The organism is Streptomyces flavidovirens DSM 40150 (assembly GCF_000429085.1).
GTDB lineage: Bacteria > Actinomycetota > Actinomycetes > Streptomycetales > Streptomycetaceae > Streptomyces > Streptomyces flavidovirens.
The window spans coordinates 44537-64219 of sequence record NZ_AUBE01000011.1; the positions used below are offsets into that span (position 1 = coordinate 44537).

The window sequence follows — 19683 nt, forward strand, 5'->3', positions numbered from 1 at the left end:
CATGGCCCTCGACGAGCTGAAGTCCGCCATACCGGACTACGCCAAGGACCTGCGCCTGAACCTCGGCTCGGTCATCGGCAACAGCGACCTCCCCCAGCAGCAGCTGTGGGGCACGGTCCTGGCCTGCGCGATCGCCTCGCGCTCGCCCAAGGTGCTGCGTGAGCTGGAGCCGGAGGCGAAGGCCAACCTCTCCGCCGAGGCGTACACCGCCGCCAAGTCCGCCGCCGCGATCATGGCGATGAACAACGTCTTCTACCGCACGCGCCACCTGCTCTCCGACCCGGAGTACGGGACGCTGCGCGCCGGTCTGCGGATGAACGTCATCGGCAACCCCGGCGTCGAGAAGGTCGACTTCGAGCTGTGGTCGCTCGCGGTCTCCGCGATCAACGGCTGCGGCCAGTGCCTCGACTCGCACGAGCAGGTCCTGCGCAAGGCGGGCGTCGAGCGCGAGACGATCCAGGAGGCAGTCAAGATCGCCTCTGTGATCCAGGCCGTCGGTGTGACGATCGACTCCGAGGCCGTCATGGCCGGCGAGTAGTTTCTCGGTACGTACGCGAAGGGGCCCACCGACCGGCATTCCGGTTGGTGGGCCCCTTCGTTCGCTCGTGCGGGTGGCCGTCTGCTGACCGGCATGCCCGGTGGGATCGGCCTACGATGATGCTCTCGACACCAGCCACTCAGGAGGCGCCATGTCCGCCGCAGCAGTCGAGCACTCACACCACGACGACGAGCCGCCGCTGACCCTGCTCGAAGCAGCCAACCAGTTGTCCGAGCAGCATCCGCGCTTCCGCTTCGAGATTCTCGGAGGCAACATCGTCGTGACCCCTGCACCGGACGGCCCACACGCCGAAGTTCTCAGCGAACTCATGATTCCCTTCTTTTCGGCAGGTGTGCACGGCGACGCAACGAAGGTCCTCCAAGGTATCGGTCTGTGGCTGCCCACCGGAGAGGAGGACTACGCGATCCCGGACTTGTCAGTGGTCGACGCCGACTACCGTGACCACAGGGCCGAGAACAACTGCTACGACCCGCTCTGCTTCCGCCTCGTCATCGAGGTGACCTCCGGCAACTACAACAACGACCTCAAGAACAAGGTCGCCGCGTACGCAGACGCCAACATCCCCGTCTACGTGATCGTCGACCGCAAGAACGACCGAGTCCACGTACTGACGGACCCGGCCCCCGGCACGTACGAAAACCACACGCTGCACGCCCGGGGCCAGCAGGTCACCCTGCCCGATTCGATCGGCGCCAAGGTCACCCTCGACGTCACCGCGCTCCTGCAGGCCGGTCAGCGCAAGGGCTGACTCACCGCTCCGGCGTCGATCCCGCCGCCGGGGCCACGGTCACCGGGCCGGCCGGCTCCGGCACGGCCCGTACCGCCGCCTCCATGCTGTACTTCCGCAAGTAGCCGACCACCGTGTTGGTCACCGCCACCAACGGCACCGCCACCACCGCCCCGCCGATACCGGCGACCAGGCCGCCCGCCGCCACCGCGAGGACGACCGCCAGCGGGTGCACCCGTACCGCGCGGCCGAGGATGAACGGCTGCAGCACGTGGCCCTCGATCTGCTGTACGGCCAGTACGACGACCAGCACCATCAGCGCGGTGAACACGCCCTGGGTGACGAGCGCGACGACGACCGCCAGCGCGCCCGACATCACCGCGCCGACGAGCGGGATGAAGGCGAACAGGAAGATGAAGACGGCGAGCGGCACAGCCATCGGTACGTCGAGGAACCAGATCCCGAGACCGATGAAGATCGCGTCGATCAGCGCGACGATCACCGTGCCCCGCACATACGCGGTGAGCGTGCGCCAGGCGCGCGGCCCCGCACCCGCGACGCCGGGCCGGGCCTGCGCGGGCACCAGCTTGAGCGTCCACTCCCAGATGCGCTTCCCGTCGTACAGCAGGAAGAGCGTCGAGAACATCGCGAGCAGCATGCCGGTGAGGAACTCGACCATCACGGTGACGCCCTGGAGGCCCGCCGAGGTGATCTCCTCGGTGTTGGTGCCGACCGCGTCGGTGAGGTTCTTCGCGACGTCGTTGATCTGCTTCTCGGTCACATGGAACGGGCTGTTGAGCAGCCAGCGCTTGAGTTCCTCGATGCCGTCCTTGAGGCGGTCGGAGAGGTTGTCGAGGTTCTCCATGACCTGCCACACCACGAACCAGCCGACGAGCCCCATGATGACGAAGCCGAGGATCGCGGTGACGGCGGTGGCGAGGCCGCGCGGCAGTCCGGTCCTCCGGAGCCGGGCGACGGTGGGCTGGAGCATCGCGGTGACGAGCAGAGCCGCGACGAAGGCGAGGACCACCAGCTGTACGGCGGTGATGATCTTCATCAGCACCCAGAGCGTGCCCGCCAGGACGAGCAGCCGCCAGCCGGCCTCGGCCGCGACGCGCATCCCCCACGGGACGGCGGCGACGGGGTCGGGCCTGGCGGCGACGGCGGGGGCGTAGGCGGGCGGCGCGGGGACGTGGTCGACCCCGGTTGCCGGGTCGTACGGCGCCGCGCCCCCGTGACCGGTGGCGTCGGCGGCCTCCGCCTCTGCCTCGGCCGCGGCGCGGCGCTCGTTCAACAGCTCTCCCATCCGGGTCAGCTTGGCGCCCGTACGGCTGAGCCATCCCAGCTGTGCCTGTGGCTTCGGCTGTGGCTGGGGCTGTGGCTGGGGCTGTGGCTGTGTTGACATGTCGCTCTCTCTTCTCCCCGTCGCATGCTCGCTCCCCCCGGGGAGACACCAGCCCCCGACGGTACACGTGCAGAGCCCCTCACCGTAGGACGGTAAGGGGCTCTGCGAAGTTGAGCGAACGCGCTGGTACTAGTACCAGTGGTTGGCCTGCCAGAACGACCAGGCGCCACAGGGGCTGCCGTAGCGCTCGTCCATGTAGTTCAGGCCCCACTTGATCTGCGTGGCCGGGTTGGTCTGCCAGTCGGCGCCCGCGGACGACATCTTGGAGCCGGGCAGCGCCTGTACGAGGCCGTAGGCACCGGAGGAGGGGTTGCTCGCCCGGTAGTTCCACGTGGACTCGTGGTTCACGATGTTGCTGAAGCACTGGAACTGGTCGCCGGGCACCATCTGCCGCGCCATGGCCTGGACCTCGGCGACGGTGTACGAGCCCTGGGCCGAGAAGCTGGACGCCGAACGCGTCGCGGAGCGGCTGGCGGCGGCCTGCTTCTCCTCCTCGCGCTCCTTGGCCTCGGCCTCGGCCTTCGCCTTGGCCTCGGCTTCCGCTTCGGCCTTGGCCTCGGCGGCTTCCTTCTTGGACTTGGCGTCCTTGGCGGCCTGGAGGCGGGCCGATTCCTCCGCGGACTTCTTCGCGGTCACGTCGGCGGCGTAGGCCTGTGCGTCGGCCTGCTGCGTCAGGGACGCGGTCTGCACCTGGGCCTGCTGGCCGGCAGGGATGTCTGCGAGGAGCGTCGTGTCGGCTGCGGTCGCCTCGAAGTTGTCGTTCGAGGGCTGAGTGTCGCCCGAGGCGACGCCCACAACGGCGCCGACAGTGGTGACCGCGGTAGCCGAAGCCACGGCGAATCCCCGGACCGAAATCCGGCTCACACGGTTTCCTTCCAGCAGTGCCCGCTCGGGTGACCTCGCGGACGCAATCGTGCCCCTGGCACTGGCCTCCCCCTATTGCTAGGTGACGGGAGGCGCGGACCCGGTGGGCAACTCCTTTGCGGGAGTGCCGCGTGTGACTCGGGCGGCATACGGCGACGGCTGTTGAGTTGTCTGGTGTCGCATCCCTGAAGATGCGGGTGTGCCGTATGCGGGGCCTGACGGAAGCAAGACTCTGCCGGAAGCGGACGCCGGGAAGCAATTCTCCGTTGCGTGGGAAAGCTCACACGCCGTTTGCACCAGGAGTTTTACGGAAACCTGAGCGCAGCAGGACGCCGCCCGGCTAAGATTCTGCGTTCTGCCGGACGGCGCCAACTACCTTTCCCCCCTTAGAGGGTCAACAGGATCAAAGGTGCACGTCCTCCAGCATTTCGGTCACCAGCGCGGCGATCTTCGAGCGCTCCGAGCGGGTGAGCGTGACATGCGCGAAGAGCGGATGGCCCTTCAACTTCTCGACGACGGCGACCACTCCGTCGTACCGGCCGACCCGCAGGTTGTCGCGCTGGGCGACATCGTGGGTCAGTACCACGCGTGAATTCGCGCCGATCCGGGACAGAACGGTCAGCAGGACGTTCCGTTCCAGCGACTGGGCCTCGTCCACGATCACGAACGCGTCGTGCAGCGAGCGGCCCCGGATGTGCGTGAGCGGCAGCACTTCCAGCATGCCGCGCCCCAGCACTTCCTCGATCACCTCGCGGCCCGCCACGGCCGACAGCGTGTCGAAGACCGCCTGCGCCCAGGGACTCATCTTCTCGGACTCGGAACCCGGCAGGTAGCCGAGCTCCTGGCCGCCCACCGCGTACAGCGGCCTGAAGACCATCACCTTCTTGTGCTGCCGGCGCTCCAGCACGGCTTCGAGCCCCGCGCAGAGCGCCAGCGCCGACTTGCCCGTACCCGCCCGGCCGCCCATCGAGACGATCCCGACGTCCGGGTCGAGGAGCAGGTCCAGGGCTATCCGCTGCTCGGCGCTGCGCCCGTGGATGCCGAAGGCCTCCCGGTCGCCGCGTACGAGCCTGACCATCCCCTCGGGGGTGACCCGGCCCAGCGCCTTGCCGCGCTCGGACTGGATCACCAGGCCCGTGTGTACGGGAAGGTCCGCCGCGGCCGGTTCGTACACCGTCTCCTCGCTGAAGAGCAGGTCCACCTGCTCGGCGGTGAGCGGCAGTTCCGCCATCCCGGTCCAGCCGGAGTCGGTGATGGCGAGCTCGGCGCGGTACTCCTCGGCGAGCAGGCCGACCGAGGACGCCTTGATCCTCAGCGGCAGGTCTTTCGACACGACGGTGACGTCGTACCCCTCGGCCTGGAGGCTGCGTGCCACCGCCAGGATCCGTGAGTCGTTGTCCCCCAATCGATAGCCGGCCGGAAGCACGCCGGGATCGGAGTGGTTGAGCTCGACACGTACCGTTCCGCCCAGGTCGCCCATCGGGATGGGGGCGTCGAGGCGTCCGTACCTGATCCGGCAGTCGTCGAGCAGGCGCAGCGCCTGCCGGGCGAAGTAGCCGAGCTCCGGATGGTGCCTCTTGGCCTCCAACTCCGTGACCACGACGATCGGAAGCACTACCTCGTGCTCGTCGAAGCGGGACATGGCGTTCGGGTCGGCCAGCAGGACGCTGGTGTCGAGAACGTAAGTGCGCCTGTCGGGCATGCGGCGCTTTGTGCTGGTCACCACGGAAGGACGTACCCCCTCTGAAGACGAGCCTGAGGTCGGGGTGCGACGGCGTCGCGAGCGGTGGGACCGGGCTCGGGCCACGATGCACGGGCCGAGCTCCGGCCCTCCGCTTCGTCCACACTCAGCGCGTGGTCGTCCTGGTGCAACGGGCCTCCCGGGCGAGCGGACTTGCCGCTCACTGAGATACGGCGTCCGTGGACCGGACGTCGACCTGGAAGGGGTATTCCCTCGAACACCCGCCGTCATGCCATGGCATATGACACGCCGTGAGCCGGGAACCGTTCCGTGACGTGTGAGGTGCTCGCGCGGTGGCGGGCGGGCGCCCGTCAGGCTCCGTAACGCCGGTGGCGGGCCGCGTAGTCACGCAGGGCGCGCAGGAAGTCGACCTTGCGGAAGGCGGGCCAGAAGACTTCGCAGAAGTAGTACTCCGAGTGGGCGCTCTGCCAGAGCATGAAGCCCGAGAGCCGCTGCTCGCCGCTCGTACGGATCACCAGGTCCGGGTCGGGCTGGCCGCGTGTGTAGAGGTGCTCCGAGATGCGCTCGACGTCGACGATCTCGGCGACCTCCTCCAGGGAGGTGCCCTTGCGCGCGTGCTCCAGCAGGAGCGAGCGGACGGCGTCGGCGATCTCCTGGCGGCCGCCGTAGCCCACGGCGACGTTGACGAGTATCCCGTCGTTGCCGATCGTGGCCTGCTCGGCCTCCTTGAGCACGGCCTGGGTACGGGCGGGCAGTACGTCCAGCGTCCCGACGTGGTGCACGCGCCAGCGGCCGTCGGCGGCGAGGTCGCGGACCGCGCCCTCGATGATGCCGAGCAGCGGCGTCAGCTCCGCCTCCGCGCGGTCCAGGTTCTCGGTGGAGAGCATCCAGAGCGTGACGACCTCGACGTCGGTCTCGGCACACCAGCCGAGCAGCTCCTGGATCTTGCTCGCGCCCGCCTTGTGGCCCTGCTCGGTGGTGCCGCCGGAGGCCTTGGCCCAGCGCCGGTTGCCGTCGAGGATCACGCCGATGTGCTTGGGCACCTGGTCGTGATCGAGGCGGCCTTCCACCCGGCGTGCGTAGAGCCTGTACACCAGGTCGCGCAGGTTCACTGGGTCTCACCTCATGGCGTCGTGCGGGTTCGGTTACGTCCCTGGGACCAACTCCGGCACGCGCGGCTCCACCGGCCGGGCACGTGCGGTCCCGAAGCGGCCACACTACTGCGCAGGCGTCTCAGCGGCCCAACCCGGTCTGTCACAAGTCCGTGATAAGGAGAGGAATGTGACTGATTCCCCTTCGTACCTCGCCGCCGGTGACCGCTACGACTCCATGGAGTACCGGCGCACCGGCCGCAGCGGGCTCAAGCTGCCCGCCGTCTCGCTCGGCCTCTGGCACAACTTCGGCGACGACCGCCCGCTGGACACCCAGCGCGCGATCCTGCGCCGCGCGTTCGACCTCGGTGTGACGCACTTCGACCTGGCGAACAACTACGGCCCGCCGGCCGGCTCCGCCGAGCTGAACTTCGGGAAGATCTTCGCGCAGGACTTCGCCCCGTACCGCGACGAGCTGGTCATCTCCACGAAGGCCGGGTACCTGATGCACCCCGGCCCGTACGGCGAGTGGGGTTCGCGGAAGTACCTGCTGTCATCCCTCGACGCCTCGCTGACCCGGATGGGCCTCGACCACGTCGACATCTTCTACTCCCACCGCTTCGACCCGGAGACCCCGCTCGAAGAGACGATGGGCGCGCTGGCATCCGCCGTGAAGCAGGGCAAGGCGCTGTACGCCGGTGTGTCGTCGTACAACGCGGAGCAGACCGCGGAGGCGGCCGGGCTGCTGCGGGACATGGGCGTACCGGCGCTGATCCACCAGCCGTCGTACTCGATGATCAACCGCTGGACCGAGGACGACGGCCTGCTCGACACCCTGGAGGAGGCGGGCATGGGCTGCATCTCCTTCGTGCCGCTCGCGCAGGGGCTGCTCACCGGCAAGTACCTGAACGGCATCCCGGAGGGCTCGCGCGCCACGCAGGGCAAGTCGCTCGACCCCGGTCTGCTGTCGGACGAGGTCGTACGCCGCCTCAACGGCCTGAACGACATCGCGCGGCGCCGCGGCCAGTCGCTCGCGCAGCTTGCGCTCTCGTGGGTGCTGCGGGACCCGCGCATGACGTCGGCGCTGATCGGCGCGTCGAGCGTGAAGCAGTTGGAGGAGAACGTCGCGGCGCTGGGCGGGCCGGCCCTGTCCGACGAGGAGCTGAAGGAGATCGACACCTTCGCGGTCGACACGGCGGGCACGAACATCTGGGCCGGGCGGGGCTGACGCGGCCGATGCGGCCGATGCGGCCGATGCGGCTGGCGCGGCTGGCGGCGCGGGTGTGACGGCACAAAAAACGGGCCGGTCCGTGGGGGGGATACGGACCGGCCCGAGGGGGGGTTTCCACCATAACCCTTCGTAAAGGGTGCTCGCGCCCACGCCGTGCCGAAAGTCATCCGTGATTTTTTTGAACGGGGCTGTACGAGGGCCCCGAGCCCAGTCGGCACTAGGGAAAATACGCTTCTGCGGACCGCCGCCCGTCCCCCCGAAGAGCTAATCGGGCGAGGGGAGCGGACTTGACGCTCCGCTTACGCGACGTCGCGCTGCTTGGCGGCCAGGATCTGTTCCATGTGCTGGTTGGCCCATGCGCCGAGCGGTCCCAGGGCCGCGTTGAGCCCCTCCCCCATCTCGGTGAGCGAGTACTCGACGCGCGGCGGGACCTCCCGGTACACCTCGCGGTGGACGATGCCGTCCGCCTCCAGCTCGCGAAGCTGCTGAATCAGCATCTTCTCGCTGACACCGGGCACCTGGCGCCTGAGCTGCCCGAAGCGAAGGGTCCCGCCGTCGTCCAGCGCCCAGAGGATCAGAGCCTTCCACTTGCCGCCGACCACGTCCATCGCGGCGTCGAGGCCGCAGACGTAAGGCCCGGTGCCCTTGCTCACTGCCAACTCCTCTGGTCCGTACCCGCGGTGACCGACTGTCATCGAGTCACATCGACTGTACGGGAGGGGTCGTTGGCGAGCGGCCCAGCGGCCGGCGGCCGACCCGGAGCCTTCAGTAGCGCAACGCCGCCGCGATCCCGTGCGCGTCCGCCAGGGACTCGTCCGGCACGAAGATGACCTCACCGTCCGCCGAAAGCACCGTCTCCACCAGCGAGTCGATGATGTCCTCCTCCGCGCCCGGCACCCCCGCCTCCTCGGGCTCCAGCAGAGTGAGCGTCGCCCGTTCCGCACCCTCGACCGTGTCGGGACGGGCCGTCACCCGCAGGCTCTCCTCGACGACGAGCAGCGCGACCCGGCCCTCACCCGCCGCCTGCCACACGTCCTGCGCACCCGCCGAGTACCGCTTCCCGCTGCGTGCCTCGTCGAGTCCGCGCATCGCCCGCGCCGTATCGGCCTCGGCGAGGGCCTGGCGGGCCGGGGCAAGCTGGGCGGACATCTCCGCCGGCGTGGTGTTCAGCAGGCCGCCCGCCTCCACCTCCGCGGCGAGCGCCTGCCCGTGGCGGGTGACCTCGCGGTACATCGAGATGTGCTTGCTCAGCCCGACCAGGATGACCGGCAGCGGGGTCGCCTGGAGCACCGGCGTGAGCTTCCTGTCGGCTTCCATGAGCATGTTCCGGAAGTCCTGAGTGGTCCAGTGGCCACCGTCACGGCTGGGCGCCTTGTCCCGCTCCGCGCCCGAGGAGATGACCGGGAAGCCGGAATCCTGGTCCTCGGTCACCTGATCGCCGCTCCCTCGCCACAGCCGCACCTCGCCCGTACTGAGCACGAGGACCAGGTACTCCCGCTCCCGCGCGGCCAGCGCGACCAGGTTGCGGGTGAGGTACGTCGTGTTGATCACGATGCGCTCCGGCACGGAGCCGCCGACGAGGAAACTCCGGTGCTCCTCCGGCGAGGCGTAGACGACGAGGCCGTCACCGAAGTACTCCGGGTCGAGCGCGTCGGCGGCGGCGGCCAGCTCCTGCGCCACCGCGGTCGCCTGCGCCTTTGTGACCTCGGGGTCGTCGGCGAGGCGCTTCTCGGCCTCGGTGAGCAGGTTGCGCAGGCGGATGTGGTCCTGCTGGCTCTCCGGCCAGTGCCGGTGCGTGGGCAGTGTGACCGAAACCGCCGGGTACGGGCGGGGCTTGCGCAGTTCGGCGAGCAGTTCCGGGGTGGGGCGGGTCGGCTGCGTCATTCGGGCACTCCTGGCTGCGGCTGCGGCTGTGGATCGCGGGCAGACGGCTTCCCGTGCCGTCCGCCCGTACGTGCGTTCATTGCGAGCATTGCCTGCGTTGCGTGCGTTACACACGTCTCATGGCAACTTCTCACGATTGCGTGGTCGGCGCGCGCTCTCAGCGGGCCTCAAACGGCCGAAGCGGCGAGTCCGCCCAGCAACAGCCCCGCCAGCGCCCCGGTGATCATGAAGGGGCCGAACGGGATGGCGGTCTTGCGCCCGGCGCGCCGCAGGATCACCAGCCCGACGCCGTACATCGCACCGAGCAGGAACCCGGCGAACGCCCCGGCGAAGAACACCGGCCATCCGTACCAGGCTAGGGCGGTCCCGAGGGCAATGGCCAGTTTGACGTCGCCGAAGCCCATGCCGTTCGGGTTGATCAGGAAGAGGAGGAAGTAGCCGCCGCCCAGAGCGACGCCGCCGAGCACCGCGGTCGGCCACGACCCGCCGTCGCCCGGCAGCAGCGCGGCAAGGCCGAGCAGGGCCGCGGTCGCGGCGGCCAGCGGCAGGGTCAGTACGTCGGGCAGCCGGTGCACCCGGCGGTCCACGACCGTCAGGAGCACCGCGAACGGCGCCAGCACCAGCCACACCGCGAGTTCCGGCCTGGCGCCCGTCCCGGCGGCGAGCAGTGCGCATGCGAGGGCGGTGACGAGGGCGTGGCGGACGGGGTGCGCGTACGCCGTCCGGGCGGGCGGCCGGTCCGGTGCGCCGGCCGGGTTACCTACCGACGCGGCCGCCCCCACCACCTCCGCGCAGCCCGAGCAGCGCGCGGTGCCGAGCCAGCCGCGCGCCGGTCCGGTGAACGGGTGCCCGGCGGGGCAGGCCGCGCGCCACGGCTCCCCCGGCTCGACGGCGAGCCGGTAGGCGGCGCGCGGGACGAGCAGTCCGGTGGCGGCGCCCCAGAGGGCGGCGGCCGCGATCAGCGTGACGTACACGGCACGGAGCTTAGGGCCGGGCGGGGCGGAGGGGCATGGGCCCGTGGGCCCACGAAGGGCCCAGAGCCGCAGGGCGCCCGCTACTGTCGCGGGCCATGGGGCAATGGCGGGACGGAGCGGGGACGTTGACGGTGGAAGGCGGCTGCGCCGGGCCCGTACCGCTGGAATTCGCGACGTCCACGCGGGCCCGCACGCGGGGGCTGCTGGGCCGGGACGGGATCGCGGGAGCGATGCTGCTGAGCCCGGCGCGGGGCGTGCACACGTTCGGGATGCGGTTCGCGGTCGATGTGGCATACCTGGACCGCGAGCTGAGGGTCGTCGCCGTACGGACCATGCCTCCGCAGCGCCTCGGCCTGCCCCGCCTCCGGGCACGGCACCTGCTGGAGGCGGAGGCGGGCGCTATGGAGGGGTGGGGGCTGCGGGTGGGGGTGGCGGTGCGGGTGGGGGTGCGTTGAGGGTTTCCCCGTCCCGGCCCACCCCGTCCAGCGCCGCCGCTGCCGGTTACGTCGGCCCGTACGGCACATCCTCCGCAATCCGCGGGTCGTAATACGTGACCCGCCACGCCGCCCCGAGCTGCCGCGCCAGCTCGCGCGCGAGTTGCGCGCCGCGCTCGGCGAACGCCGCCTCGTCCTGCGGGCTGGGGAAACCGGACGCCACGGGGTCGTCGCGGTTCAGGGTCGCGTCGTACGCGTCGCCCCATCGCTCCAGGTCCTCGGCGAGGCTCCGGTCGACGGGCAGTTCACCGGGCGCGACGTTGTCGCGGACGCCGTCGCTGCCGCGCACCCACACCGGATGGCAGTCATAATCCGCTGCCAGCCGCACCTGCCGTACCTGCCGCACGGCCCCTGCTTCTTCTACGTCGTCGCTCACGCCGTCACCTGTCTCGCTATCCCGCACTCTTGGGGTTGGCACCGACAACGAACCCGTTGTTCCCCACCGTCACCGCCACCCGCCGCTTCTGCCCCTTGAACTCAACCTCGTAGATGGGCCGCCCGTCTCCCTTTCCCTGCGTGCCGACCTTCTTGCCCTTGGTCGCAGCCTGCATCACCAGGTCGGGAATGTCCTCTCGGGCGACTCCGCTCCGCTCGAAATCATCGGCGTGCTCTTCGATGATGTGCTTGAGCCCGGCCCGCGAGTTGCCCTCCTCCAGGAACACGATCTTCCCATCGGCATCGCGCTCGGCCCTGATGACCTTCTCCGGGTCGAACTTGACACCCGTCTCCTTCATCTCGTCGAGGAGTTCCTTGTCCACGCAGTCGTTGTTGTGGACCAGGGCGTTCTGGCCGCCGACACCGACGTAATAGGTGTGGATTCCCTCGACGGTGAGGTCGTGGGTGGTCTGCCGCCGGGTGTGGTGTGCGACCGCCGTGACGGGCAGGGCGGCGCCGTCGGGGGCGCGGAGCTTCGCGCCGGGCCCGATGTCGCCGGCATCGGTCCAGCGGTTCGCGCCGCTGCCGGTCAGCCAGAAGGGGTGCGTGTCGGTGGCGGTGACGGACCGGAGCCCGGCGGGGGTCCGGACGGTCAGGCGGGTGAATTCCTTGTCGTCGTACGTCGTGATGGTGTTCGTGACCCGGCGAGTGGTCGTCACCCCGCTGACGGGATCGGTCACGGTGACGCGATCGCCGACGCGTACGGTCTCGATGGGGATGCGGGTGCCGTCGGCGAGAAGCACCGGAGTGCCGGGGAGGAAGCTGTGCGCGCCGGCGCAGGTGATCGGCCTGTTGTCCGGCTTATCGGGTTCCCCGGGTTTCTTCTCGTCGAGCTTGCGCTGGGCGTCGTCGAGCTTGTCCTGGGCGTTCTTGACGCGCTTGCGGTTCTTGACCATGCCGGTGAGGCCGTCGTACAGGTCGTCGCCGTGCTTCTTCAGCTTCCGTACGAGCTCGGCGGCCTTCTTCCACTTCCACGGCGCGCCGTACTTCGCCGCGAGCTTGCCGACGGCTCCGCCGATCAGGCTGGTCAGTACATTGATGAGGGTGTCCGTGCAGGCTCCGGCGTTGCCCTTGGTGACGCAGTCGACGGCGTCGGTGATGCCGAGCTCCTCGGCCAGGATCTTGCCGAGTTCCTTTGCGGCCTGCTGCGCCTTCTCGCTGTCGCTCTGCTCGGCGCTCTTGGCGTCCTGGAGCTCTTTGAGGGCCTTCTCGTACGCGATCCGCTCAGCCGACTGAGTACCGTCGCCGTCACCGCCGTCACCGTCGCTGTCGGACGCAGGCTGCTCGCCACCCCGCCCGTCACCCTGCCCGTCACCGCCGTCGTCCCGCGCCTGCGGGTCGCCGCCACCCCCGCTCCCGCAGTCGCCGCCCCCGGTCACCCGGCACACCGCCGCGCCCACCTGCTGCGAGATGGTCTGCCCGAGCCCGGTGGCCACCAGCGCGGCGATGATGGCGGCCACGACCAGCACGAGGCCCGCGTACTCCAGCGTCGTCTGCCCGGACTGGGACGTGCGCAGCCCCAACAGGCGGGCTTGCGTGCGCGGTTGACGCCTGCGGGGCCGGCCGAAGTGGAGTGCCATGTCCGTGACCGTACGGAAACCGCCGCTTCCCGGCATGGGCCCAGGGGCCCACGCCGGGCTCAAATTCCGTCGGCCATCAGGGCAGCTTCGCGGCCTGGGCTGTGGCGAGCCGGGCGGGTATCTCGGGCGTTTTCGCGTCGATGAAGTTCGCGGTGTAGAAGATGACGACCGTCGATCCGGTCCGTACGAGCTGGAAGACGAGCGGCACCCTGGCCCCCTCGAACGACCCGGTGACCTGGTAGGCGAGGGCCTCCTGCCCCGCCTTGGGCGCGGGCAGCTCCTTCACCTCGGTGTACGTGGAGGGGCCGTCGCCACCGGTGGTCCTGAAGCCACGGCCGCACGCTCCGATCGCGTCCTTCACACCCTGGAGCACCTGCACCGCGCTCCCCTGTGGGTACGACGTCAGGATCTCGGTGACGACCGTCTGATCGTCCGTGCCCTCCTCCGACTCGTCCATGAGGGTGCGGTGGACAGCGGCGGACGGGGCGGGCTCGGGGGCACCGTTGATGACGGCGGCGAGCGCCTGGCACTCGGGCTGCTCGGAGCGCTCCTTGCCGGTTTCACCGCCGCCCTGCAGGGGCGTAACGGTGAAGCCCGGTACGTCGCCGCTCACCAGGGCGACCTTCTTCAACTCACCTTCGCCGAGGGTCGCGCCGGTGCTGGTGACGGGCTTGTCCGCGGCGTCGGGGGCCGTCGGCCCGGACGAGGTCGACTCCTTCGTCCCACTTCCGGACGAAGGCGTGCCACATCCCACTGTTGTGAGGAACAGGCACAGAACCAGCGCCGCTGCGGCCGCCGTTGCTGTCTTCTTCACGACTCATCGCTCCTCTGCGCGCGCGGCCACTGGATGCAGGCACGGTAACAACGACCGGCCCACCAGTGCGTGGGCCTGTGGACCCAGACGTCGTAGGGCGCGAGAGTTATCCACAGGGGTCGCGCGGGCCGGGCCCCGCCTGCGAACCTCGATGACATGAGCCGCACCACGGGGGAACCGGAACTGGTCTCGCTGACCGCATTGGCCCAGAGCCAGCGCGGTGTCCTGCTGACACGTCAGGCCGCCGAGCTGGGCTGGACGCCGTCCCGCCTCCACCGCCGGCTCAAACGGGACGGCTGGACTCCGGTCCGCCGGGGAACCTGGGCCGTACCCGGACTCGCGGTCGACCGGACGGTAAGACTGCGAGCGGTTCAACTCGCCCACCCCCGACTGATCGCAAGCCACCGGACGGCGGCGTGGCTGCACGGGATCGAGCTGCCGTGGACGACGAACACCACGGAGCCGGGGCTGGAGTTCACGACTCCCACTGACACGAGCACATCCATCACCCTGCCCCCACAGGCCCGCGTACACCGGGCGCCGCTGCCCTCGGGAGCCACGGCGTACATCTCCGGGATCCGCGTCACCGCGGTCACCCGTACCCTCGCGGACCTGCTGCGGTCGAGCCCGAGGGAGGAGGCGCTGGTCGCTGTCGAGTCCGCGGTGTCCATCCGCCCGCTGCGGGGCGACCCAAAGTCCAGACGCCCCGCGTTCACGCACCTCGCAGCGATCGGCGACGCGCTGGAATCCGGCCCTCGGCGGGGGGTACGGGCCGGGCGCGCCCGGCTGGCACTCGCCGACCGGAGGAGCGGCTCACCCGCCGAGACCGTAGCCCGCCTGCGCATACACGACGCGGGCCTGCACCCCGAGCCCCAGGCGCACGTCAGACGGCCGGGCGGTCGGCGTCTGTCGGTGGACTTCCTGTTCCGGGCGGAGGGTGTAGCGGTGGAGATCGAGGGCTACGCGTACCACGGCGACCGAACGGCCCACGACCGCGACGTCCGCCGCTTCAACGAACTCGCCCTGTGCGGAGCCATCCGCAGGTCGCTGCGCTTCACCGCGATCGACGTCTACCGCCGACCGGACACAATGATCGACGAGATCCGCAGCGCACTGACACTGGCAAGCGCGGTCTGACGCCCAACGCCCTCCACCCCGTCCCTAGACCGTTGCCCGTCCCCCGTCCCCCGTCCCCCGCGGCGGGATGTTGTAGTTGAGGCGGAAGAGGTTCTCCGGGTCGTGGGCCGCCTTGATCTCGCCCAGCCGCTTGATCACTTCGGGTGTGTAGGCGGTACGGACCCGCTCCCGGCCGGCGTTCTCGCCATAGCCCATGAAGTTCAGGCTTCTGCCTGTGCTCCAGGGCTCCAGCGCGTCGAAGAGGCGCTGGAGGACCGGTCGGCTCTCCTTCTCGGTGCCGCCGAACAGCAGCGTGACGACGGACAGGATGTACTGCGCCTCCCGGTGCGACACCGCGTTGGGGTGCGCGGGCGCCGCAGCCAACGCGCCGCCCAAGTGCCGCAGTTCCACCACACACGGCACCGTCGCCTGCGGCCCGGCGTGCTCCAGGACCGTACCCAGCGCTTCGTCGCCGAGCCCCTCGAACAGGGCGACCTCCCGCAGGAACGGCACCGCCACCGGCGGGTCGTCATGGATGGACGCGCTCTGTGCGTACGGCATCTCCCGCAGCGCGTCGAAGAGCGCGGGGCCGGCCGTGTCACGCAGCGGTGCGACCAGCCGCTCGCCCTCTTCCTGGCTGCCGGTGAACGCGATCCGTACGTGGTAGATGTGCCGGCCGCGCATCGGCTCAGGCACTTCCTCGACGTCCGGCATCGGGATCAGCGCCACCGAGGAGTTCATCTCCTGCGGCAGGCCGGCGGTCCAGCGAAGGTACGCCCGCAGAACATCGGGCGCCGCTTCGGCGTCGTAGAAGATCCCCCCGCCGTACAGCCTGGCCACCGGGACGAGGCCCATGCGCAACCGGGTCACGATGCCGAAGTTGTCCCTGCCGCCCAGCAGCGCCCAGTACAGGTCGGGCTCGCTGTCCGCGGTGACGTGACGCAGGCTGCCGTCGGCGGTCACCACGTCCATGCTGCGCACCTGGTCGGCCGCGTAACCGAACGAGCGCACCAGCAGTCCGATTCCACCGCCCAGGACGTAGGAGACGACGCCGACGTGCGGCGCGGAACCGTTCAGCGGCGCCAGCCCGTACGGGACCGTCTCGGGGATGACCTGCTCGAAGCGGACACCGGCCTCGACGGTCACGGTGCGCGCGGCGGGGTCCACGTCCACGCCGCTCATCCGGCCGGTCGTGATCAGCAGGCCGCCCTCGGCCGGCACCGAGTAGCCGTGCCCGGTGGCCTGCACCGCGACAGGCAGCCCGTGCTCCGCAGCGAACCGCACAGCCGCCTGGACGTCCTCCGCCCGGGTGGCGCCGACGATCACGTCGGGCCGGTGCCGCACCGCGAGGTTAAACCCGGTCCGCTCCTCGTCGTAACTCTCGTCGCCGGGCCGCAGGACCGGGCCCTCGACATGGGATACGAGCGTTTCGATGTCAATGTGCCGCACAACGTTCTCCGTTCGGTTCGTCCGACGGCCACGATCTTGAGGCTGAAACCTGACACCCACCGACAGGTATGCAGGAGAGAAAGCAGAGATAAGAGGAGAGGAGACTCCACACATGAAGTTCGACCGACTGTTGTCCACCCTGCTTCTGCTGCAACAGCGCGACCTGGTCCCGGCGACCGAGCTCGCCAAGCGTCTGGAGGTATCGGTTCGCACCGTCTACCGCGACGTCGAAGCGCTGTCGGCGGCCGGCGTGCCGGTCTACACGGAGCGCGGCAAGTACGGCGGCATCCGGCTCCTCCCCGGCTTCCGTACGGACATGACCGGGCTGACCAGGGACGAGGCGCGGGCGCTGTTCGTACTGGTCGGCCAGAGCGCGCACTCGGCGCTCGGGCTCGACCACGCCCTCGGTTCCGCGCTGCGCAAGATGATGGCGGCGCTGCCCGAACCGCACCGGCCAGTGGCCGAACTCAGCAGCCGCCGCGTCCTGATCGATCCGGACCGCTGGCTGGCCGGGCCACGCGCCGAGGCCGGCCTGGAGGTGCTGTACACCGCCGTGCTCGCCGACCGGCGGCTGAGCATCGGCTACCGGCACAGCGGCAGCACGAAGCTGAACCGCTACACCGTCGATCCGTACGGACTGGTCTGCAAGGCGGGCACCTGGTACCTCGTGGCCGACCATGGAGGCGGACCACGGCTGTTCCGCACCGACCGGCTCTCCGACTCCACCGTCACCGCCGAACCGGTGTGCCGCCGCGACGGCATGGAGCTGGCGCAGGTGTGGGAGGAACTTCGGCTCGAGGTGGAGGACCGCGGTACGGCGATACGAGTGGTGGCACGGGTGCGCCGGCACCGACTGGACATGGTCAGACGGATCACCGGTGCGAACTACCGCGGCCCGGCCTCGCCCGCCACGACCCCAGGCGGCAGCGCCGAGGCGGGCGCAGGCCCGGGCGCAGGCCACGGCGCCGACCAGGACGCCGGCGAGTGGCTCACGGCCGAGCTGACCTATCCGGTATTCACCGCTGTCCGCCAGTTGCTCCAGTTCGGCACCGACGTCGAGGTCCTCGGCCCGCCGGAAGCCTTGCGGGAACTGTCCAGGGCTGTGGCCAGCCTCTCCTCGCTCTACCCACCGAGCACGGGTTGAGCCGACCACGCGGCACTGCTCGGCGATGTGCAGGGAGTACGTCCAACTCGGCCTGCTAGAGGGACAGTTGTAGGCCACCTATAGAGTTCGGCCATGACCACAGACAACCAGCCGGTGGACGCACCGGGCTCGTCCGTCACGTTCATCAACATCTTCGAAGTAGCTGCCGAGCAGGTCGACGCGTTCGCCGCCCAGTGGGAGCAGCGCGCCGCAATCATGAGCACCAAGCCGGGTTTCATCGACTCCCGGCTGCACCGGGCCCGTTCGTCGGAGAGCCGGTTCCAGCTCGTCAACGTGGCTCACTGGGAAAGCCAGGAGGCGTGGGAAGCCGCCACCGCGGACACGGAGTTCCAGGCCCGAACCCGAGCCGCGCGGGAGAACAAGCAGACACCGATCACGGCAAACCCAGCCTTGTACGACGTCGCTGTCGACTTCTCCGTGCCCCGCGGCTGACCATGGCCTAACCGGTGCGCAGTGTCGCCGTGAGCGTGAGGCTGCCGGGGAGCGCCGCGCAGGCGTCGCGCACGTGGGCGGCCAGTTCGCCTCGTACGGGCATGCCCGGCTCGGGCACCCACGCGTCCAACGCGCAGTGGAAGGCCGCGACCAGCATGTCCACGGCCAGCCGTGGCCGCAGGTCGACCGGTGCGGCAGCGGCAGCGGCACCACCGCCACCGCCACCGCCGCCCGCGAAGTCCAGCCGCCGATGCAGCAGCTCCAGCGCCGCCCGGCTCGTGCGGTGGCAGAAGTGCAGGCCGTGCGCGTCCATCGACGGCGTACTCGCCGCCAGTTGGCGGCTGATCAGCACCCGCCTCGTCCAGCGGCCGTCCGCAGCCATCCTCTCCACCGCCGCGAACAACGCGTCCCGCAGCATCTCCAGCACCGGGCGGTCGCCCGGCTCCCGCGTCTCCAGCTCGTCGAGGAAGGCCAGCCACAGGTCCTGCGTGGGCGCCATGGCCACGTCTTCCTTGCTGCTGAAGTACCGGAAGAACGTGCGCTTGGAGACCTCCACCGAGTCGCAGAGCTCGTCGAGAGTCACCCCACCGAAGCCCCGCTCGCCGAACAGCTCCAGAGCGCTGTCGATCAATGCCTGCCGCGTACGCAGCTTCTTGCGCTCTCGCAGCGGCAACTCGTTCGTCATGGGCGCCGTCATGGAGGCAAGAGTACCCAAGGGCACCTGAGAGGTAAAAGCCACTTGCACACTTGTGCCACCCAGTGGCATAAAGAGGGCTCCTCGACCAACGAAAGGGTGCCCCCCATGCGTGCTCTGCTCGTCGACCGTCCTTCCCGCTCCCTGTCCGCATCCGCCGGACTGCGGCTGGGAGAGGCCCCCGATCCCCAACCCGCCCCGCACCAGGCCCTGATACGGGTGACAGCGGCCTCCCTCAACTACGGCGAGGTCCGGTTCAGCCTGGCGGACACCCCCGACGGCACCGTCCTCGGGTGGGATGCGGCCGGCGTGGTGGAGCAGGCCGCCGCCGACGGGTCCGGTCCGGCAGTCGGCACACCGGTCGTGACCCTCGGTCTCGACGGCGCGTGGGCCGAGCTGCGCGCCGTCGACACCGACTGGATCGGCACCGTCCCGGCCGGAGCCGATCTCGGGTCCGTCAGTACGGTTCCCGTCGCGGGAACCAGCGCCCCGCGAGCCCTGCACCGCCTCGGCCCGATCCTCGGCAGGCGGGTCCTCGTCACCGGAGCCACGGGCGGCACGGGCCGGTACGCCGTCCAACTCGCCCGGCGCGGCGGCGCGTACGTCATCGCATCCACCGGAGACCCCGAGCGCCACGGCGACAGCCTGCGCGCCCAGGGTGCGCACGAGGTGGTGACGGGGTCCGGACTCCCCCACCTCAAGGAGCCGGTGCACGGCGCCGTGGATCTCGTGGGAGGACAGCAACTCATCGATGCCTACAGCATGCTGGCCGAGCGCGGCACACTGGTCGCCGTCGGACACGCCGCGCATGAGGGCGAGACGTTTCCGTACGGCGCCCTCTTCGGCGACAACGGCCGGCACGACCGCTCGATCGTCACCTTCTCCCTGCCTGCCTGCGACGGCCTCGCCCCCGACCTGACGTGGCTCGCACAACGTGTCGCGTCCGGCGAGCTCGACCCGCAGATCTCATGGCGCGGCGGCTGGGAGAAGGCCGGGGACGCCATCGGCGCACTGCTCGAACGCCGGCTCCACGGCAAGGCGGTCCTGGACATCACCTGACACCCCCG

20 protein-coding genes are annotated in these 19683 nt (G+C 70.1%); 8 read left to right on the top strand and 12 right to left on the bottom strand.

Going from position 1 to position 19683, the window contains the following annotated elements; translation table 11 throughout:
- Nucleotide 1 precedes the first annotated feature (1 nt).
- Nucleotides 2-538 carry an alkyl hydroperoxide reductase gene (locus G412_RS0116705; RefSeq protein ID WP_028813087.1) on the top strand — a complete coding sequence of 179 codons (537 nt, stop codon included), beginning with the start codon at nt 2-4 and terminating at the stop codon, nt 536-538.
- A 151-nt stretch (nt 539-689) separates the two neighbouring features.
- Nucleotides 690-1307, top strand: a complete 618-nt coding sequence (locus G412_RS0116710) for a Uma2 family endonuclease (protein ID WP_028813088.1) — start codon at nt 690-692, stop codon at nt 1305-1307.
- Between the two features lies 1 nt (nt 1308).
- Here the strand turns inward: G412_RS0116710 and G412_RS34775 are convergent, their stop codons facing one another.
- The 4 genes from G412_RS34775 to G412_RS0116730 form a co-directional block, all read right to left on the bottom strand.
- Nucleotides 1309-2592: an AI-2E family transporter gene (locus tag G412_RS34775; RefSeq protein WP_244283046.1), complete on the bottom strand. Its 1284-nt coding sequence runs from the start codon at nt 2590-2592 to the stop codon at nt 1309-1311.
- 228 nt (nt 2593-2820) lie between these two features.
- Nucleotides 2821-3555 (bottom strand): aggregation-promoting factor C-terminal-like domain-containing protein, encoded by a 735-nt coding sequence (locus G412_RS0116720; protein WP_028813089.1) that lies wholly within the window; start codon nt 3553-3555, stop codon nt 2821-2823.
- A gap of 403 nt (nt 3556-3958) precedes the next feature.
- Nucleotides 3959-5281: an RNA 5'-3' helicase PhoH2 gene (phoH2, locus tag G412_RS0116725; RefSeq protein WP_028813090.1), complete on the bottom strand. Its 1323-nt coding sequence runs from the start codon at nt 5279-5281 to the stop codon at nt 3959-3961.
- Between the two features lie 326 nt (nt 5282-5607).
- Complete coding sequence (locus G412_RS0116730) at nt 5608-6369, bottom strand: isoprenyl transferase (protein WP_028813091.1); 762 nt, start codon at nt 6367-6369, stop codon at nt 5608-5610.
- A 169-nt stretch (nt 6370-6538) separates the two neighbouring features.
- On the opposite strand from G412_RS0116730, the gene mgrA reads away from it, so the two are divergent.
- The gene (mgrA, locus tag G412_RS0116735) at nt 6539-7576 is read left to right on the top strand and encodes an L-glyceraldehyde 3-phosphate reductase (RefSeq protein WP_028813092.1); all 1038 of its coding nucleotides are present in this window, start codon (nt 6539-6541) and stop codon (nt 7574-7576) included.
- A gap of 302 nt (nt 7577-7878) precedes the next feature.
- On the opposite strand, the gene G412_RS0116740 is transcribed toward mgrA, so the two are convergent.
- The 3 genes from G412_RS0116740 to G412_RS0116750 form a co-directional block, all read right to left on the bottom strand.
- Nucleotides 7879-8274 carry a winged helix-turn-helix transcriptional regulator gene (locus G412_RS0116740; RefSeq protein ID WP_051338416.1) on the bottom strand — a complete coding sequence of 132 codons (396 nt, stop codon included), beginning with the start codon at nt 8272-8274 and terminating at the stop codon, nt 7879-7881.
- Between the two features lie 70 nt (nt 8275-8344).
- On the bottom strand, nt 8345-9463 hold the full coding sequence (locus G412_RS0116745) for a baeRF3 domain-containing protein (RefSeq protein WP_028813094.1): 1119 nt from the start codon (nt 9461-9463) through the stop codon (nt 8345-8347).
- A gap of 167 nt (nt 9464-9630) precedes the next feature.
- The gene (locus G412_RS0116750; RefSeq protein WP_028813095.1) at nt 9631-10437 is read right to left on the bottom strand and encodes a prepilin peptidase; all 807 of its coding nucleotides are present in this window, start codon (nt 10435-10437) and stop codon (nt 9631-9633) included.
- Nucleotides 10438-10532: 95 nt separating this feature from the next.
- On the opposite strand from G412_RS0116750, the gene G412_RS0116755 reads away from it, so the two are divergent.
- Nucleotides 10533-10892: a DUF192 domain-containing protein gene (locus G412_RS0116755; protein ID WP_028813096.1), complete on the top strand. Its 360-nt coding sequence runs from the start codon at nt 10533-10535 to the stop codon at nt 10890-10892.
- 46 nt (nt 10893-10938) lie between these two features.
- Here the strand turns inward: G412_RS0116755 and G412_RS0116760 are convergent, their stop codons facing one another.
- The 3 genes from G412_RS0116760 to G412_RS0116775 all read right to left on the bottom strand — a co-directional run bounded on the left by G412_RS0116760 (nt 10939) and on the right by G412_RS0116775 (nt 13760).
- Complete coding sequence (locus G412_RS0116760; protein WP_157839112.1) at nt 10939-11307, bottom strand: hypothetical protein; 369 nt, start codon at nt 11305-11307, stop codon at nt 10939-10941.
- Between the two features lie 16 nt (nt 11308-11323).
- On the bottom strand, nt 11324-12946 hold the full coding sequence (locus G412_RS37195; protein ID WP_167546468.1) for a Hint domain-containing protein: 1623 nt from the start codon (nt 12944-12946) through the stop codon (nt 11324-11326).
- 76 nt (nt 12947-13022) lie between these two features.
- Nucleotides 13023-13760, bottom strand: coding sequence for a hypothetical protein (locus tag G412_RS0116775; RefSeq protein WP_028813098.1), 738 nt, complete (start codon nt 13758-13760; stop codon nt 13023-13025).
- A 156-nt stretch (nt 13761-13916) separates the two neighbouring features.
- On the opposite strand from G412_RS0116775, the gene G412_RS0116780 reads away from it, so the two are divergent.
- The gene (locus G412_RS0116780; protein ID WP_037649032.1) at nt 13917-14897 is read left to right on the top strand and encodes a type IV toxin-antitoxin system AbiEi family antitoxin domain-containing protein; all 981 of its coding nucleotides are present in this window, start codon (nt 13917-13919) and stop codon (nt 14895-14897) included.
- A gap of 24 nt (nt 14898-14921) precedes the next feature.
- On the opposite strand, the gene G412_RS0116785 is transcribed toward G412_RS0116780, so the two are convergent.
- Entirely contained in the window at nt 14922-16325 is a 1404-nt protein-coding gene (locus G412_RS0116785) for an FAD-binding oxidoreductase (RefSeq protein ID WP_051338418.1), read from the bottom strand.
- A 112-nt stretch (nt 16326-16437) separates the two neighbouring features.
- On the opposite strand from G412_RS0116785, the gene G412_RS0116790 reads away from it, so the two are divergent.
- Nucleotides 16438-17469, top strand: coding sequence for a helix-turn-helix transcriptional regulator (locus G412_RS0116790; RefSeq protein WP_028813101.1), 1032 nt, complete (start codon nt 16438-16440; stop codon nt 17467-17469).
- A 93-nt stretch (nt 17470-17562) separates the two neighbouring features.
- Nucleotides 17563-17922 (top strand): antibiotic biosynthesis monooxygenase family protein, encoded by a 360-nt coding sequence (locus tag G412_RS0116795; protein WP_037649034.1) that lies wholly within the window; start codon nt 17563-17565, stop codon nt 17920-17922.
- 7 nt (nt 17923-17929) lie between these two features.
- Here the strand turns inward: G412_RS0116795 and G412_RS0116800 are convergent, their stop codons facing one another.
- Nucleotides 17930-18619 (bottom strand): TetR/AcrR family transcriptional regulator, encoded by a 690-nt coding sequence (locus G412_RS0116800; protein WP_037649036.1) that lies wholly within the window; start codon nt 18617-18619, stop codon nt 17930-17932.
- 105 nt (nt 18620-18724) lie between these two features.
- Between G412_RS0116800 and G412_RS0116805 the strand changes: the two genes are divergently transcribed.
- Nucleotides 18725-19675, top strand: a complete 951-nt coding sequence (locus G412_RS0116805) for a zinc-binding dehydrogenase (protein WP_028813104.1) — start codon at nt 18725-18727, stop codon at nt 19673-19675.
- Nucleotides 19676-19683 lie beyond the last annotated feature (8 nt).